The organism is Microbacterium sp. JZ31, assembly GCF_016805985.1.
GTDB lineage: Bacteria > Actinomycetota > Actinomycetes > Actinomycetales > Microbacteriaceae > Microbacterium.
The window spans coordinates 1,282,359-1,299,667 of record NZ_CP017661.1; the positions used below are offsets into that span (position 1 = coordinate 1,282,359).

Here is a 17,309-nt window from a genome sequence, read left to right on the forward strand (position 1 = left end):
CGGCGGGGAAGGAAGCCGGACTTCGCGCCGCAGCGGGGGATCAGCCTCCCATCGTGCCCTCGAACAGGCCGATGACGTTGCCGTCGGGGTCTTCGAACAGGGCCCACCAGCTGGTCTCGTCGATCGGCGCGCGCGGCTGGACGACCCTGCCCCCGCCGGCCGTGACCTTCGCGAGCGTCTCCTCGATCGAGTCGACCTCGATCACCGATCGCGGCTGCGTGAAGCCCTCCTCGCGCGGGGTCAGTGCGCCGCCCGAGATCTTGTTGGGTGCCTGCCACATCGGGTACTCCTCGAAGCCGGGCGGCGACGAAATGTCCCAGCCGAACAGGTCGGCGTAGAAGTCCTTCGCGCTCTCCAGGTCGCTGACCGGGATCTCCAGATGGGTGACGTCGCCGTGTGCCATGACTGACCTTCCTTCCGCGGGGCGTGACTGACGCGCTCACCGTATTCCCGGCCGCCGACACCGGCAAGAGCGCATCGATCGCGCATCCGGGTAGCGTGCAGGAGTGACGATCACTCTCGAGGCCCGCGCGGTGCTGCTGGACATGGACGGGACTCTCGTCGATTCGACGTCGGTCGTCGAGCGGCTGTGGCTGGAGTGGACCGAGAAGCAGGGCCTGGATCCCGATGCGGTGCTCGCGCTCATCCACGGTCGTCAGGCGAAGGACAGCATGGCCGTGCTCCTGCCCGAGCGCCCCGTGGAGATCAACATCGCCGAGGCGCGCGAGATGCTCGCGCGCGAAACGGCCGAGACCGAGGGCGTCGTCGAGATTCCGGGTGCCGCCGTGCTGCTGCGCGCGCTGGCGGATGCGCCTCACGCGCTCGTCACGTCGGCCGACCTCGAACTCGCCCGCGCGCGCATGACCGCCGCCGGGATGTCGGTGCCGCGCGTCGCGGTCACGGCCGACGACGTGACGGCGAGCAAGCCGGATCCGGAGGGCTTCCTGCTCGCGGCACGGAAGCTGGGCGTCGAGCCGGCCGACTGCGTGGTGTTCGAGGACTCCCATGCGGGGATCCAGGCCGGCCGCGCCGCCGGCATGCGGGTGATCGGCGTCGGCGAGGCCGCGGCCGCGCACGACCCGACCCACGCCCTGCGCGACCTGCGCCAGGTCTCGGTGGCGCTCACCGAGGGCCGGATCCGGCTCACCCTTCAGAGCTGAGCCGGATCAGCGTTCCGGGTAGTACGCGCCGTCCCCGCTGCGCAGCATCGCCTGCGCGACGATCTCGATGTGCTCGCGCGCCATGTCCTCCGGCATGGCGGGCATGACCTGCTCCCAGTAGGGCAGGATCGCGCCGCGCCCCTGCATCATCCCCTCGGGTCGCGCGTAGGCCCACAGGTGCAGATGCGCGGAGCCGTCGTTCCAGCGCATGAAGTGGCAGCGCGCGACGCCGGGGATCTGCTTGACCGCGTTCGACAGGCGCTGCAGGACGGGCCCCAGCCCGGCGAGCACCTCGATCGGCGCGTTTTCCAGCAGGACGTGCTCTCGTGGCGAGATCGACGCGAGGAACGGCAGGCCGGGGATCGCGAAGCCGGAACCCACCCGCCACGTGTCGTTCGCCCAGATCGTGTGCTCGGACGGACCGCAGTGGCCGCACTCCGACGGATCCGTCTCGCCCGCCCGCGGCTTCTCGGGAGCGAGCATCTCGTCCAGCGGAAGCAGCGTGAGTGACGCGATGCTCGGCACCGGCCCTCCGACGACGCCGCTCGCGTCGAGCGTCTGCCCGATCGGCGCCCAGCGGTGCCAGGGGGATTCTGCGGGGCGCTGCTGCTCGTCGTGCGTCATGCCGTCATCGAAGCACATGACCGCGCCGCAGGGCCGCGCGGTCCGCGCGCGCCCGCACCGGTGGAAGACTGGGGGAATGCCACTCATCGCGCTGACGGGCGGGATCGCCTCGGGGAAGTCGACGATCGCCCGGCGTCTGGCCGAGCACGGGGCGGTCGTGATCGACGCCGACGCGCTCGTGCGCGAGCTGCAGCAGGCGGGACAGCCGGTGCTCGCGGCGATCGCGGCCGAGTTCGGGGACGGCGTGCTCACCGCGTCCGGGGAGCTGGATCGCGCCGCCCTCGGGGCGCTCGTGTTCGGAGATCCCGACCGGCTGGCGCGTCTGAACGGCATCGTGCATCCGGCGGTCAAGGCCGAGTCGCAGCGGCGGTTCCGGGAGGCGCTCGACGCGGATCCGGATGCGCTCGTCGTCTACGACGTGCCGCTGCTCGCGGAAGCGCGGGGAACCGGGGAATGGGATCGGGTCGTCGTCGCGCACGCGCCCGCGGAGGTCCGGATCGCCCGCCTCGCGGAGCACCGCGGCATGTCCGAGACCGAGGCGCGGGCGCGCGTGGCGAACCAGGCGTCGGACGAGGACCGCCTGAAGCTCGCGGACGTCGTGATCGACACGTCCGGCACGCTCGAGGAGACGCTCGTGCAGGCGGACGCGCTGTGGGAGTCGCTGAGGGGCTGAGCCTCAGCCGCGGCGCTGTCGCGTGTACGCGCCGAGCACCGTCTGCTCGGAGTGCACGAGGTAGTCGTGCAGCTGCCGCGCGGCGGCCTCGCCGCCGTGCGCCAGGAACGTCTCCAGCAGCGAGCGGTTGCGGGCGACGAACGGTGCGTGCAGGGCCTCCGGGCTGTCGATCTCGAGGAACGCCAGCCGCAGCTCCGCCGCGATGTCGCGGTAGAGCCGCCCGAGTCGCGGGCTGTCGGCCAGCGCCACGATCGCCTCGTGGAAGGCCATGTTGGCAGTGCCGAGCGCGCGCCAGTCGCGCGCCGCGAGAGCCGCCTCGCCGCGCTCGAGCGCGGCTGTCATGTCGGCGACCGCGGGATGCAGCGGCGATCCGGCCGCGAGCGCCGCCGGCTCGATGAGACGACGGGCGCGATAGATGTCGATCACGTCGGCCACCGCGGGCGAGGCCACCGAGACGCCGCGGTGCGGCACGTGTTCGATCAATCCCTGCTCGGCGAGCACGCGGAACGCCTCGCGCAGCGTGTTGCGCGAGACGCCCAGGTGATCGGCGAGCGAGGCCTCCGACAGCCGCGTCCCCGGCGCGAACTCGCCCAGGATGATCCGCTCCCGCAGGGCGTCGGCGAGCGTGTCGTCGGGGGCGGGCATGCTCGCATCCTATGGCCGCGCCGGAGAGTGACGCGTCACACGATCGAAACACGAATGACTTGGATTGTTGAACAATGCGTGGGATGTTGTTCCACACGAACGTCGTGAGCCCCACCGCGACGATGCGGAAGCCCCACCTCCACGACCGCCCTTCGCCCCAGAGGAGCCACCCCCATGACCCCCGACACCACGACCACCGCCGAGCGGGCGACCGGGTTCGTCCGCTCACGCCGCGGAGCGATCCTCGGTGCCATCTTCCTGATGGCCACCTCCGCCATCGGCCCCGGCTTCATCACGCAGACCGCCACCTTCACGGCGCAGCTCGGTGCGTCGTTCGCGTTCGCGATCCTCGCGTCCGTGCTGATCGACTTCGCGCTGCAGATGAACGTGTGGCGCATCATCACGGTCTCCGGCAAGCGCGCGGGCGAGCTCGCGAACGCGGCGATCCCGTTCGCCGGCCACGTCCTGGCGGTGCTGATCGTCGTCGGAGGCCTCGCGTTCAACATCGGCAACATCGCCGGCGCGGGTCTCGGCCTCAACGCCCTGCTCGGCATCGATCCCAAGATCGGCGGGCTCGTCTCGGCGCTGCTGGCGATCGGCATCTTCCTGTTCAAGCGCGCCGGCAGGATCGTCGACGCGGTCGTGCTCGTGATGGGCGTCGCGATGATCGTGCTCACCGTGGCGGTGGCGATCGCGTCCCAGCCGCCGGTCGGCGACGCGCTCCGCCAGACGTTCGTGCCCGACGAGCTCAACTTCGCCACGATCACGACGATCGTGGGCGGCACGGTCGGCGGCTACATCACCTACGCCGGTGCGCACCGCTACCTCGACTCCGGTCACGTCGGCGCCGAGAACGTTCCCGCCGTGCACCGGGCATCCGTCACGGGAATCCTCGTCACCGGCGTGATGCGGTACGTCCTGTTCCTCGCCGTCCTGGGCGTCGTCGCATCCGGCGTCGCGCTCGACCTGTCGAGCCAGGCGGCCAACCCCGCGGGACAGGCGTTCGGCGCGGTGCTCGGCGACGCGGGCATGCGCATCTTCGGCGCCATCTTCTGGGCCGCGGCCATCACGTCCGTGATCGGCGCCGCGTACACCTCGGCCACGTTCATCTCGACGTTCTCCAAGAAGCTCGCGGCCGGCTGGGGCCTGCAGCTGACGACGGTCGCGTTCATCGTGGTGTCGCTCGTGTTCTACCTGCTGATCGGCGCGGCGCCCGCGGCCATCCTGGTGTTCGTCGGCGGCTTCAACGGCCTGATCCTGCCCATCGGCATGACGATCTTCATGTACATCGGGTGGTTCCGGCAGCGCGACCTGCTCGGCGGCTACCGGTACCCCGTGTGGCTGCTCGTGGTGGGCTCGCTCGCCACGCTGCTGAGCTGGTACATGGGCGCCGTCTCGATCGGACCCATCTTCGCGTTCATCGGCATCGGAGGCTGACAATGACGACCATCGACCTGAACTCCGACCTCGGAGAGAACACGCCGGACCGCGTGGTCGCGGACGACGCGGCGATGCTCGGCATCGTCAGCAGCGCGAACGTGGCGTGCGGCTTCCACGCGGGCAGCCCCGAGGGCATCCGGAAGACGCTGGCGTCGGCCGTGGCGCACGGCGTCACGATCGGCGCCCATCCCGGCTACCGCGACTACGAGGGCTTCGGACGGAAGGCGATGGACGTCGACTCGGCGACGCTGCAGGCGCACGTGGAGTACCAGCTCGGCGCGCTGATGGGCCTCGCGGCCGCCGTCGGCGGCGCCGTCCGGTACGTCAAGCCGCACGGCGCGCTGTACAACACGATCGCGCGCGACGAGCGGCAGGCGCGGGATGTCGTCGCGGCCATCCGCGCCGTCGACCCGTCGCTCGTGATGCTCGGTCTGGCCGGCGGTGTCGCGATCGACGTCGCCGAGCGCGCAGGACTGGCGACCGCCGCCGAGGCGTTCGCGGACCGCGCCTACACGCCGGGCGGCGAGCTCGTCTCGCGCACGGAGCCGGGCTCCGTCCTGCACGATCCCGAGCTCGTCGCCGCGCGCATGCTGCGACTCGCGCGGGAGGGCGTCATCGAGGCGATCGACGGCAGCCTCGTGCCGGTGCGCGCCGCCTCGATCTGCGTGCACGGCGACAGCGCCGGAGCGATCGAGATGGCCCGCGCCACGCGAGACCTGCTGGAGGCGGAGGGGATCCGGATCGCGCCGTTCGCGGGGGAGGCGGCGTGAGCCGCGCCGACACGGTGGCGGAGGCACGAGCCGAAGCGCGTGCCGCCCGGGCCGCGTACCGCGCGGGCCGGGTCACGCCCACGAGCGGCGTCGCGCACGGCCTCGTGCAGGCGAACCTCATCGCCGTGCCCGCCGACTGGGCGTACGACGTGCTGCTGTTCGCGCAGCGCAATCCCAAGCCCTGCCCGGTGCTCGAGGTGCTCGACGCGGGCGCGGTCGAGTCGCGCATGGCGCCCGGATCCGACCTGCGCACCGACATCCCCGCGTATCGCGTCTGGCGCGACGGCGAGCTCGTCGAGGAGACCACGGACGCCTCGGCGGCGTGGGAGGAGCATCCCGACCTGGTGTCCTTCCTGATCGGGTGCAGCTTCACGTTCGAGGCCGGCCTCGACGACGCGGGCATCTCGATCCGGCACCGCGAGCTGGGCAGGAACGTCCCGATGTACCGCACGGCGCGGCAGTGCGCTCCCGCCGGGCGGCTGCGCGGAGAGCTTGTGGTGTCCATGCGGCCGATCCCCGCCGAGCGGGTCGCCGACGCCGTGACGATCTCCGGTCGCTATCCCGCGGTGCACGGCGCGCCCGTCCACGTCGGCGATCCGGCCGCGCTCGGCATCGCCGACATCGACGTGCCCGAGTTCGGCGACGCCCCCGAGATCCGCGCGGGCGAGGTGCCCGTGTTCTGGGCTTGCGGGGTGACTCCGCAGGCGGCGATCATGGCCTCGCGCCCGCCGTTCGCGCTCACGCACGCACCCGGCCACATGTTCGTCACCGACGTCCCGGATGGGGAGTACCTCGCGTGAGGCGCGTGCTGACCGCCTCCGACACCGCGCTGCTCGTGGAGGAGGACGACCTCGACGCCGCGATGCGCCTGCACGCGGCGCTCGCCGCGGCCGCTCTTCCCGGCGTGACGGAGCTCATCCCCGCCGCGCGCACGGTGCTCGTGCGCTTCGACCCGACCGCCAGCGGCGCGGCGGAGCTCGCCGGCCGGATCGCGCGGCTGGTGCCCATCGCGGACGCCGGGGGAGACGCGGGCTCGGTCGTGATCCCCGTGCACTACGGCGGCGAAGACCTCGCCGAGGTCGCGCGCATCCTCGAGCTCAGCGAGGACGAGGTCGTCGCCCGCCACAGCGGCGCCACCTGGCGCGTCGCCTTCACGGGGTTCGCGCCCGGCTTCGGCTACCTCGTGGGCGACGACCCGGTCTTCGACGTGCCGCGTCGCCCCACGGCTCGCACGCGCATCCCCGCCGGGTCCGTCGCGCTCGCGGGGACGTTCTCGGGCGTCTATCCGCGCGAGAGTCCGGGCGGCTGGCAGCTGATCGGGCGCACGGACGCCGTGATGTGGGACCTCCGTCGCGACCCTCCCGCGCTGTTCGCGCCGGGCACGGTCGTGCGGTTCGAGCGCGCGGGTCGCGAGAGCGTGTCGGCCGCGCCGCGCCCCGCTCCCGCCGTCCACGAAGGCCCGTTCGCCGTCGAGGTCGTCCGGCCGGGCCTGCAGCTCGTGGTGGAGGATCTCGGGCGTCCGGGCAACGCGGCACTCGGCGTCTCGGCCTCGGGCGTCGCCGACCGGCGCGCGCTGCGCCGCGCGAATCGCGCCGTGGGCAATCGCCCGGGTGAGGCCGCGCTCGAGCTCGCGGGCGGCGGTGCTGTGCTGCGCTCGCGCGGTGCGGGCGTGATCGCGGTCGCGGGTGCGGCGATGGACCCGGTACTCGTCCGGCCCGATGGCGTCGAGCTGCCCGTGACGGACGGCGTCCCGGCGGCGATCGAGGACGGCGACGAGCTGCGCCTCGGCGCCGCGCGCGACGGGCTGCGTGCGGTCGTCGCCGTGCGGGGCGGTCTCGACCTCGAACCCGCGCTCGGCAGCCTCGCGAGCGACACGCTCGCCGGGCTCGGCGCCGGCGAGCTCGGCGGCTCCCCGCTCGCGGCGGGGACCGTGATCCCGGTGAACGGACCCGCGGCCGCGCCGTACGCCGTCGAGCCTGTTCCCGCACCGCGCCCACCGCTTCCCGCCGCGGGTGATGCGGTCGAGCTGCGGATCGTCCGCGGACCGCGCGACGACTGGTTCACGGACGCGGGCCTGCGCACGCTGTTCGCCCAGGAATGGCTCGTCACGCCCCGCTCGGACCGCGTGGGCGTCCGGCTCGAGGGCGCGACGCCGCTGGAGCGCGCGATCCCTGGCGAGCTGCCGAGCGAGGGCGCCGTCACGGGCGCGATCCAGGTGCCGCCCGACGGGCAGCCCGTGCTGTTCCTCCCCGACCACCCGCTCACGGGCGGGTATCCCATCATCGGCGCCGTGATCGACGCCGACCTCGACCTCGCCGGGCAGCTGCCGCCCGGCGCCCGCATCCGCTTCCGCCTCGTCTCGGACGACGTGGCGACGGGCGAGACAGGAGACTGACGTGCAGAAGGTGCTGATCGCCAACCGGGGCGAGATCGCGGTCCGCGTGATCCGCGCGCTCGCCGAGGCAGGGATGACGTCCGTCGCCGTCTATGCGGACCAGGACGCCGACGCGCTGCACGTCCGACTCGCGGACGAGGCGCACGCGCTCGGCGGTGCGACACCCGCCGACAGCTACCTCAGCATCGAGGCGATCCTCGCTGCCGCGCGCGCCTCGGGCGCCGACGCCGTGCATCCGGGCTACGGCTTCCTCTCCGAGAGCGCGGCGTTCGCGCGCGCGGTCGAGGAGGCCGGCCTGGTCTGGATCGGGCCCAGCCCCGAGAGCATCGAGGCGCTCGGCGACAAGATCACGGCGCGGGGCATCGCCCGCAGTGTCGGCGCGCCCCTCGTCCCCGGCACGGACGGTCCGCTGGGCTCGCCCGACGAGGCGGTCGCCTTCGCGCGCGAGCACGGCCTGCCCATCGCGATCAAGGCGGCCTTCGGCGGCGGCGGACGCGGCCTCAAGGTCGTCCGGCGCCTCGAGGACGTCGCGGAGGCGTTCGACTCGGCATCGCGCGAGGCCCTCGCGGCGTTCGGACGCGGCGAATGCTTCGTCGAGCGCTTCCTCGATCGCCCCCGGCACATCGAGGCGCAGGTGGTCGGCGACGGCGCGGGCACGGTCGTCGTCGTGGGCGACCGCGACTGCTCGCTGCAGCGCCGCAACCAGAAGCTCGTCGAGGAGGCGCCCGCGCCGGGCCTGACCGCCGAGCAGCGGCAGCGGATCCACGACGCCGCGCGCGACATCTGCACCGCCGTGTCGTACCGGGGTGCGGGAACCGTCGAGTTCCTGATGGGCGAGGACGGCGTCATCTCCTTCCTCGAGGTCAACACGCGCCTGCAGGTCGAGCACCCCGTGACCGAGGCGGTCACCGGCGTGGACCTCGTGCGCGAGCAGCTGCGCATCGCGGCGGGAGAGGGACTGTCGCTGCGCGCCACGCCGGCACCGACTGGGCACGCGATCGAGCTGCGCATCAACGCGGAGGACCCCGGTCGCGGCTTCCTGCCGAGCCCGGGCGTCGTCACGGCGCTGCGGATCCCCGCGGGGCCCGGCGTGCGCTGGGACAGCGGCATCGAGGCGGGAGACGCCGTCCAGCCGGCCTTCGACTCGCTCGTCGCGAAGCTCATCGTCTCGTCGACGGACCGGGACGCGGCGCTCGTGCGTGCCCGCCGGGCCCTGCGGGAGCTCGGGATCGAAGGGGTCGCGACCGTCGCGGACTTCGCGCGCGAGCTGCTGGCGGACCCCGCGTTCTCGACCGGCGGATTCGCCGTCCACACGCAGTGGATCGAGTCGGAGCTGATGCCGCGGCTCGAGACCCAGCCCCGCCCGGAGCCGCTGCCCGACGCGCCCCTGCGGCGGTTCCCGATCGAGCTCGACGGGCGTCGCGTCATGGTCGGGCTGCCCGCCGAGCTGCTGTCGGGGGTCGCGGCGGCGCCCGCCGCCCCTGCCGCGGTCGCCCCGCGCGACCCCGCCTCGCTCGAGGCGCCCGTGCCGGGTGCGCTCGTGCGCTGGCTCGCGGAGGACGGATCCTCGGTCGAGGCCGGGCAGGACGTCGCGGTGATCGACGCGATGAAGATGGAGACGAAGGTCCCCGCGCACCGCTCGGGCGTGCTGCGCCACGGCGCGAGCGAGGGGAGCGCGGTCGCCGTCGGCGATCCGCTGGGCGTCGTCGAGGGCTGACGGCGTCCGCCTCCAGCGAAGCCCCGGCCCGGTGTCCGTGGCCCCTTCTAGGCTGGGATCATGCAGACGACTCGGAGTGTGCGCCCGTTCGAGGTGGTCAGCGAGTACATGCCGTCGGGCGACCAGCCGAAGGCGATCGCCGAGCTCGCGGCCCGCATCAACGCGGGCGAGACGGACGTCGTGCTGCTCGGCGCGACGGGTACGGGCAAGTCGGCCACTACGGCCTGGCTGGTCGAGCAGGTGCAGCGGCCGACACTGGTGATGGCGCACAACAAGACGCTCGCGGCGCAGCTCGCGAACGAGTTCCGCGATCTGCTGCCGAACAACGCGGTCGAGTACTTCGTGTCGTACTACGACTACTACCAGCCCGAGGCGTACGTGCCGCAGACGGACACCTTCATCGAGAAGGACTCCTCGATCAACGCCGAGGTCGAGCGTCTGCGCCACTCGACGACCAACTCGCTGCTGAGTCGCCGCGACGTGGTCGTGGTCAGCACGGTGTCCTGCATCTACGGCCTCGGCTCGCCGGAGGAGTACCTGCGCGCGCTCGTGGCGCTGCAGGTGGGGGAGCGGTACGACCGCGACGCGCTCATCCGCCAGTTCATCGGCATGCAGTACAACCGCAACGACGTCGACTTCTCGCGCGGCAACTTCCGCGTACGCGGCGACACGATCGAGATCATCCCCGTGTACGAGGAGCATGCGATCCGCATCGAGCTCTTCGGCGATGAGATCGAGGCGCTGTACAAGCTGCATCCGCTCACGGGCGACGTGCTGGAGCGCCTGGATGCGATCGCGATCTTCCCCGCGACGCACTACGCGGCGGGCACCGACACCGTGCAGCGCGCGATCAAGACCATCGAGCACGAGCTGGAGGAGCGCCTCAAGGAGCTCGAGTCACAGGGCAAGCTGCTGGAGGCGCAACGTCTGCGGATGCGCACGACGTTCGACCTCGAGATGCTGCAGCAGCTCGGCTTCTGCTCCGGCATCGAGAACTACTCGCGCCACCTCGACGGCCGCATGGCGGGCGAGCCGCCGCACACGCTGCTCGACTTCTTCCCCGACGACTTCCTGCTCGTGATCGACGAGTCGCACGTGACCGTGCCGCAGATCGGCGCGATGTACGAGGGCGACGCGTCGCGCAAGCGCACGCTCGTCGAGCACGGCTTCCGGCTGCCGAGCGCGATGGACAACAGGCCGCTGCGCTGGGACGAGTTCAAGAACCGGATCGGTCAGACCGTGTACCTCTCGGCCACGCCCGGCAAGTACGAGATGGGCATCGCCGACGGCGTGGTGGAGCAGATCATCCGCCCGACGGGGCTCGTCGATCCCGAGATCATCGTGAAGCCGTCCAAGGGGCAGATCGACGACCTGCTCGAGGAGATCCGCCTGCGCGTCGGTCGCGACGAGCGCGTGCTCGTCACGACGCTCACGAAGAAGATGGCCGAGGAGCTCACCGACTTCCTCGGCGAGCACGGCGTGCGCGTGCGCTACCTGCACTCCGACGTCGACACGCTCCGCCGCGTCGAGCTGCTGACCGAGCTGCGGCAGGGCGTGTACGACGTGCTCGTCGGCATCAACCTGCTCCGCGAGGGCCTCGACCTGCCCGAGGTGTCGCTCGTCGCGATCCTCGACGCCGACAAGGAAGGCTTCCTCCGCTCCGGCACGTCGCTCATCCAGACGATCGGCCGCGCGGCGCGCAACGTGTCGGGCCAGGTGCACATGTACGCCGACTCGATGACCGACTCGATGCGCAACGCGATCGAGGAGACCGAGCGCCGGCGGGAGATCCAGATCGCGTACAACCGCGAGAACGGCATCGACCCCCAGCCGCTGCGCAAGCGGATCGCCGACATCACGGATCAGCTCGCGCGCGAGGGCGCGGACACCGACGCGATGCTGTCCAAGCGCGACGCCTCGCGCCTCAAGAGCGGCAAGGGCAAGTCGCCGACGCCCGTGCGCAAGCGCGAGGGCCTCGCGGCCGAGGGCGCCACCCAGCTCGAGGAGGCGATCGCCGACCTCTCGCGCCAGATGCTCTCGGCGGCCGACGAGCTGAAGTTCGAGCTCGCCGCGCGTCTGCGCGACGAGGTGCAGGACCTCAAGCGCGAACTGCGGCAGATGGAGAAGGCGGGCCACGCGTAGGGCTGACGGCGGGAGCACGCGCGCGGGTGAATCTGTCCTTGAATGGCTGAGAGTGAGGCAGCCGGGCAGGCTTCTGCGGACTCTCCGACCCCGGTGCGCGTTCCGCGTCGCTGCAGACCTCGACAGGGCAGCGAGGCCCCCGCGTCAGGTCAGACGGAGGGGCAGTGCAGTGCGCCGTCGGGACCCGCGGTGTGGGCGTCCCTGCGTTGTCCGCAGTGCGCGCATGGATCGGCGTCGCGATTGCGAGGAAGGTTCGGGCTGACGTGGGGCGGACCGGCGAGACGGATCAGCGTCGTGTTCGCCCACTGGTAGAGGCCGCCGGCCTCCCGGATGCGTGCGCGGAGCGGAGTCTTCTCTCCCATAACGATTAGTGTACTAAACAAAGCGTGTGGAAGACTAGGGCCGTGCAGCACCCCGAGGATGACCTGCTCGCGCTGGAGAACCAGCTCTGCTTCGCGATCGTGACCGCCGCGCGCAACGTCGTGTCGATCTACCGTCCCGTCCTCGAGCGCCTCGGTCTGACGCACCCGCAGTACCTGGTGATGCTCGCGCTGTGGGAGCAGTCGCCCCGCACGCTCGGGGAGATCGCGGAGGCACTGGCCTTCGATCCGGCCACGGCCTCGCCGCTCGTGAAGCGCCTCGAGGCGCAGGGTCTCGTGCACCGGCGGCGCCGGCCCGACGACGAACGCCGGCTCGGCATCGAACTCACCGAGGCCGGTCGCGCGCTCCGCGAGCAGGCCCTGTCTGTGCCGCTGCAGATCATGGAGCGGGTCGGCATGACGGTCGACGAGGTGGCGGCGCTGCGCGACGCGCTGAAGCCGTTCTCCGGACGCCTTGAGAAGACCGGCTGAGACTGGGGTTCCGCTGAGGATCCGGCCGCGGAATTCGAACAAACGTCCGCGTGTCGGTAGCCCCACCTAGACTGGTCTGGTGCCGATCGTCCCTGTCTCCAGCCCCGGAAAGATCAGTGTGCGCGGTGCCCGCGTGCACAATCTGAAGAACGTCGACCTCGAGATCCCGCGCGACTCCATGGTCGTGTTCACGGGCCTTTCCGGCTCCGGCAAGTCGAGCCTCGCCTTCGACACGATCTTCGCCGAGGGGCAGCGCCGGTACGTCGAGTCGCTCAGCGCGTACGCGCGCCAGTTCCTCGGTCAGGTCGATCGTCCCGACGTCGACTTCATCGAGGGCCTGAGTCCGGCGGTGTCGATCGACCAGAAGTCGACGAACCGCAACCCGCGCTCGACGGTGGGCACGATCACCGAGATCTACGACTACATGCGTCTGCTGTGGGCGCGCATCGGCGTGCCGCACTGTCCCGAGTGCGGTGAGCGGATCCAGCGCCAGACCGTGCAGCAGATCGCCGATCAGCTGAACGGTCTTCCCGAGGGCACGCGCTACCAGGTCGTGGCGCCGGTCGTGACGCAGAAGAAGGGCGAGTTCGTCGACCTCTTCAAGGAGCTCGGCGCGAAGGGCTACTCCCGCGCGATCGTCGACGGCGATCTCATCCAGCTCGCCGAGCCGCCCACGCTCAAGAAGAGCTACAAGCACGACATCTCCGTCGTGGTCGACCGCCTGGTCTCGCGCGAGAACATGCTGGGGCGCATCACCGACTCGGTCGAGACCGCCCTGGGCCTCGCGGGCGGCGTGCTGCAGGTCAACTTCGTCGACGAGGAAGGCGAGGACGCCTGGCAGTCGTTCTCCGAGAAGCTGTCGTGCCCGAACGGGCACGCCCTGCAGCTGACGGAGATCGAGCCGCGGACGTTCTCGTTCAACGCGCCGTTCGGCGCCTGTCCCGCGTGCTCGGGCCTCGGCACCCGCATGTCGGTCGACGTCGAGCTCATGCTCGGCGACGAGGAGCTGTCCATCCGCGAGGGCGTGATCGTGCCGTGGACCACGCAGGGCAAGGGCCTGTTCCAGTACTACGAGCGCCTGCTCGTCGGCCTGGCGCATGACCTCAAGTTCTCGCTCGACACTCCGTGGCGCGCGCTGCCGCAGGCGGTCAAGGACGCCGTCCTGTACGGCGAGGGCTACAACGTCAACGTCCGCTACAAGAACCGGTGGGGCCGCGAGGTCCGCTACGCGAGCGGGTTCGAGGGCGTCGTGCCCTACATCGAGCGCCAGTGGTCTCAGGCCGAGAGCGACAGCCAGCGCCAGCGCTGGGGCGAGTACCTGCGCGAGGTGCCGTGCCCGGTGTGCGACGGCGACCGCCTCAAGCCCGAGGTGCTCGCGGTCAAGATCCACGACCGCTCGATCGCCGAGGTGTCCCACCTCAGCCTCGAGGACGCGCGCGGGTTCATGGACCTGCTGACCCTGACCGACCGCGAGGCGCACATCGCCGCGCAGGTGCTGCGCGAGATCCGCGTCCGGCTCGACTTCCTGATCCGCGTCGGCCTCAACTACCTCACGCTCAGCCGCGCCGCGGGCTCGCTCTCGGGCGGCGAGGCGCAGCGCATCCGCCTGGCCACGCAGATCGGCACGGGGCTGACGGGAGTGCTCTACGTGCTCGACGAGCCGTCGATCGGCCTTCACCAGCGCGACAACCGCCGCCTGATCGAGACGCTCGTGACGCTGCGCGACCTCGGCAACACGCTCGTCGTGGTCGAGCACGACGAGGAGACCATCGAGGCCGCCGACTGGATCGTCGACATCGGCCCCGGTGCAGGCGAGGGCGGCGGCGAGGTCGTCCACTCGGGTCCGTACCGACAGCTGCTGGCCGACGAGAACTCCATCACGGGCGACTACCTCGCGCGCCGCCGCGAGATCCCCACGCCGTCCAAGCGCCGCCGCATCGACCGCAAGCGCACGATCTCGGTCGTGGGGGCGCGCGAGAACAACCTGCGCGACGTGACCGCGGAGTTCCCGCTGGGCGTGCTGACGGCCGTGACGGGCGTGTCCGGATCCGGCAAGTCCACGCTCGTGAACGACATCCTGTACGAGGTGCTCGCCACCCGCCTGAACGGCGCCCGCCGCGTCGCCGGCAAGCACACGCGCGTGACCGGTCTCGACCAGCTCGACAAGGTCGTGCACGTCGACCAGGCGCCGATCGGACGCACGCCGCGGTCGAATCCCGCGACCTACACGGGGGTGTTCGACCGCATCCGCAACCTGTTCGCCGAGACGCCCGAGGCGAAGGTGCGCGGCTACCAGGCCGGCCGGTTCAGCTTCAACGTCAAGGGCGGGCGCTGCGAGGCCTGCTCGGGCGACGGCACCCTGAAGATCGAGATGAACTTCCTGCCCGACGTGTACGTCGACTGCGAGGTCTGCCACGGCAAGCGGTACAACCGCGACACGCTGCAGGTGCACTACAAGGGCAAGAACATCGCCGAGGTGCTCGAGATGTCGATCGCCGAGGCCGCCGAGTTCTTCGAGCCGATCCAGGCGATCCACCGCTACATGAAGACGCTCGTCGACGTCGGCCTGGGCTACGTGCGCCTCGGTCAGTCGGCCACGACGCTCTCGGGCGGCGAGGCGCAGCGCGTCAAGCTCGCGACCGAGCTCCAGCGCCGCAGCAACGGCCGCAGCGTGTACGTGCTCGACGAGCCGACGACGGGCCTGCACTTCGAGGACGTGCGCCGCCTGCTCGAGGTGCTGAACAGCCTCGTCGACAAGGGCAACACGGTGATCGTGATCGAGCACAACCTCGACGTGATCAAGTCGGCCGACTGGATCATCGACCTCGGCCCGGAGGGCGGATCGGGCGGCGGCCAGATCATCGCCACGGGAACGCCCGAGCAGGTCGCCCGCGTCGAGGGCAGTCACACGGGCGCGTTCCTCGCCGAGGTGCTCGGCCTGCGGGAGCGGGAGATCGAGGCCCCGGTCCGTAAGGCGGGCTGATGCGGGAGCAGCTCGCCTACAAGCCCAAGCCGGGGGAGATCCCGACGAACCCTGGCGTCTACCGGTTCCGCGACGCGCACGGGCGCGTGCTGTACGTCGGCAAGGCGAAGAACCTGCGCCAGCGTCTGTCGAACTACTTCGCGCCGCTGCACACGCTGCACGAGCGCACGCGCCGGATGGTGACGACGGCCGCGTCGGTCGAGTGGACCGTCGTGCCCACCGACGTCGACTCGCTGCAGCTCGAGTACCAGTGGATCAAGGAGTTCGATCCGCCGTTCAACGTGCGCTACCGCGACGACAAGTCCTACCCCTTCATGGCCATCACGCTGGGAGACGAGGCGCCGCGCGTCATGGTCACGCGCAACCGTCGCATCCCGGGGGCGAAGTACTTCGGCCCGTACCCGAAGATCTGGGCCGTGCACGACACGATCGACCTGATGATCAGGGTGTTCCCGATCCGCACGTGCAGCGACTCGTCGTACAAGCGCGCCATGCAGACCGGACGGCCGTGCTTCCCGGGCCAGATCGGCAAGTGCGGCGGGCCGTGCTCGCACCGCGTGACGATCGCGGAGCATCGCGCGATCGTCGACGACTTCATCGCGTTCATGCAGGGCGGCGACGAGCGCTTCACGCGGGATCTCACCGCGCGCATGAAGGCGGCGGCGGCGGCGATGGACTACGAGCAGGCCGCCATCCTGCGCGACAAGCTCGCCTCGATCGATGCCGTGCTGAACAAGAGCGCGCTCGTGCTGCCCGCGGACACCGACGCCGACCTGTTCGGCATCGCGGAGGACGAGCTGTCGGCCGCCGTGCAGCACTTCGTGGTGCGAGGGGGCCGCGTGCGCGGCGTCAGCTCGACCACGATCGACAAGGAGCTGGACATCTCGGGCGGCGAGCTCGTCGACCAGGTCCTGCAGCGCGTGTACGGGGACGCGGCGCCCGCCGACGTCCCGCGGCGCGTGCTCGTGCCCGTGCTGCCGCCCGACGCCGACGAGCTCGAGCAGTGGCTGCGCACGCGCCGCGGCAAGACGGTCGAGATCGCCGTCGCCCAGCGCGGGCAGCGCGCCGAGCTGCTGCGGACGGCGACGCTCAACGCCCAGCAGGCGCTGATGCGGCACAAGACCCGCCGCACGAGCGACTACACCGCCCGCACCCAGGCGCTGAACGACCTGCAGGAGGCGCTCGGCATGGACGAGGCGCCGCTGCGCATCGAGTGCTTCGACATCTCCCACCTGCAGGGCACGAACGTGGTCGGATCCATGGTGGTGTTCGAGGACGGGCTTCCCCGCAAGGACCAGTACCGGTCGTTCTCGATCGCGCACACGACGGACGACACCGACTCGATCCATCAGGTCCTCAGCCGCCGTCTTGCCCACCTCGACCGCCCCGACGAGCCGGAGGCGCAGCCCGGCGAGGAGGGCACGGTCAAGAAGCGGCCCCGCTTCGCGTACCCGCCGCAGCTGCTGATCGTGGACGGCGGCAAGCCGCAGGTGGAGGCGGCCGCACGCGCGCTGCGCGAGTCGGGCCACGAGGAGATCGCGCTGTGCGGCATCGCCAAGCGCCTGGAGGAGATCTGGCTGCCCGGCGAGGACTTCCCGGTCATCCTGCCGCGCACGAGCGAGGCGCTCTATCTCGTGCAGCGCCTGCGCGACGAGGCCCACCGCTTCGCGATCTCGCACCAGCGGCGCCGGCGCAAGCGCGACATCCGCAGCGTGCTGAGCGAGGTCCCGGGCCTGGGCGACGCGCGCATCCAGGCCCTGCTGCGGCACTTCGGCTCGGTCGCGGCGCTGCGCACCGCGACCGCCGAGCAGATCGAGGAGCTGCCCGGCATCGGGCCCAAGCTCGCCGAGACCGTCGTGCGTCACCTGCAGGGTGATCTCCGGGAAGAGCGCGCGACAGCATAGGGTTG

The 17,309-nt window shown here is 71.4% G+C and carries 14 protein-coding genes; 11 read left to right on the forward strand and 3 right to left on the reverse strand.

Features of this window, described 5'->3' with window-relative positions; all coding sequences use genetic code 11:
* Positions 1–40: 40 nt before the first annotated feature.
* On the reverse strand, positions 41–403 hold the full coding sequence (locus BJP60_RS06050; RefSeq protein WP_203138259.1) for a VOC family protein: 363 nt from the start codon (positions 401–403) through the stop codon (positions 41–43).
* Between the two features lie 103 nt (positions 404–506).
* Between BJP60_RS06050 and BJP60_RS06055 the strand changes: the two genes are divergently transcribed.
* Complete coding sequence (locus BJP60_RS06055; protein WP_238439593.1) at positions 507–1,160, forward strand: HAD-IA family hydrolase; 654 nt, start codon at positions 507–509, stop codon at positions 1,158–1,160.
* A 6-nt stretch (positions 1,161–1,166) separates the two neighbouring features.
* Here the strand turns inward: BJP60_RS06055 and BJP60_RS06060 are convergent, their stop codons facing one another.
* Positions 1,167–1,784 carry a hypothetical protein gene (locus tag BJP60_RS06060; protein ID WP_203138261.1) on the reverse strand — a complete coding sequence of 206 codons (618 nt, stop codon included), beginning with the start codon at positions 1,782–1,784 and terminating at the stop codon, positions 1,167–1,169.
* Between the two features lie 76 nt (positions 1,785–1,860).
* On the opposite strand from BJP60_RS06060, the gene coaE reads away from it, so the two are divergent.
* Complete coding sequence (gene coaE / locus BJP60_RS06065) at positions 1,861–2,457, forward strand: dephospho-CoA kinase (RefSeq protein WP_203138262.1); 597 nt, start codon at positions 1,861–1,863, stop codon at positions 2,455–2,457.
* Positions 2,458–2,460: 3 nt separating this feature from the next.
* Here the strand turns inward: coaE and BJP60_RS06070 are convergent, their stop codons facing one another.
* Positions 2,461–3,102, reverse strand: coding sequence for a GntR family transcriptional regulator (locus tag BJP60_RS06070; RefSeq protein WP_203138263.1), 642 nt, complete (start codon positions 3,100–3,102; stop codon positions 2,461–2,463).
* Between the two features lie 174 nt (positions 3,103–3,276).
* On the opposite strand from BJP60_RS06070, the gene BJP60_RS06075 reads away from it, so the two are divergent.
* The 9 genes from BJP60_RS06075 to uvrC all read left to right on the forward strand — a co-directional run bounded on the left by BJP60_RS06075 (position 3,277) and on the right by uvrC (position 17,304).
* Positions 3,277–4,539, forward strand: coding sequence for an NRAMP family divalent metal transporter (locus BJP60_RS06075; RefSeq protein ID WP_203138264.1), 1,263 nt, complete (start codon positions 3,277–3,279; stop codon positions 4,537–4,539).
* A 2-nt stretch (positions 4,540–4,541) separates the two neighbouring features.
* Positions 4,542–5,312, forward strand: coding sequence for a LamB/YcsF family protein (locus BJP60_RS06080; RefSeq protein WP_203138266.1), 771 nt, complete (start codon positions 4,542–4,544; stop codon positions 5,310–5,312).
* Entirely contained in the window at positions 5,309–6,112 is an 804-nt protein-coding gene (locus tag BJP60_RS06085) for a putative hydro-lyase (RefSeq protein WP_203138268.1), read from the forward strand. Before BJP60_RS06080 ends, BJP60_RS06085 begins: the two co-directional genes overlap by 4 nt.
* Positions 6,109–7,707 carry an urea amidolyase family protein gene (locus BJP60_RS06090; RefSeq protein WP_238439594.1) on the forward strand — a complete coding sequence of 533 codons (1,599 nt, stop codon included), beginning with the start codon at positions 6,109–6,111 and terminating at the stop codon, positions 7,705–7,707. Before BJP60_RS06085 ends, BJP60_RS06090 begins: the two co-directional genes overlap by 4 nt.
* A gap of 1 nt (position 7,708) precedes the next feature.
* A complete protein-coding gene (locus BJP60_RS06095; RefSeq protein WP_203138270.1) occupies positions 7,709–9,424 on the forward strand; it encodes an acetyl/propionyl/methylcrotonyl-CoA carboxylase subunit alpha in 1,716 nt (571 codons plus the stop codon).
* A gap of 60 nt (positions 9,425–9,484) precedes the next feature.
* Positions 9,485–11,566 carry an excinuclease ABC subunit UvrB gene (gene uvrB, locus BJP60_RS06100; RefSeq protein ID WP_203138272.1) on the forward strand — a complete coding sequence of 694 codons (2,082 nt, stop codon included), beginning with the start codon at positions 9,485–9,487 and terminating at the stop codon, positions 11,564–11,566.
* A gap of 404 nt (positions 11,567–11,970) precedes the next feature.
* A complete protein-coding gene (locus BJP60_RS06105; RefSeq protein ID WP_238439595.1) occupies positions 11,971–12,417 on the forward strand; it encodes a MarR family winged helix-turn-helix transcriptional regulator in 447 nt (148 codons plus the stop codon).
* A gap of 79 nt (positions 12,418–12,496) precedes the next feature.
* Entirely contained in the window at positions 12,497–15,400 is a 2,904-nt protein-coding gene (uvrA, locus tag BJP60_RS06110; protein WP_203138274.1) for an excinuclease ABC subunit UvrA, read from the forward strand.
* Complete coding sequence (gene uvrC, locus BJP60_RS06115) at positions 15,400–17,304, forward strand: excinuclease ABC subunit UvrC (protein ID WP_203138276.1); 1,905 nt, start codon at positions 15,400–15,402, stop codon at positions 17,302–17,304. Before uvrA ends, uvrC begins: the two co-directional genes overlap by 1 nt.
* The last annotated feature ends 5 nt before the right edge of the window (positions 17,305–17,309 follow it).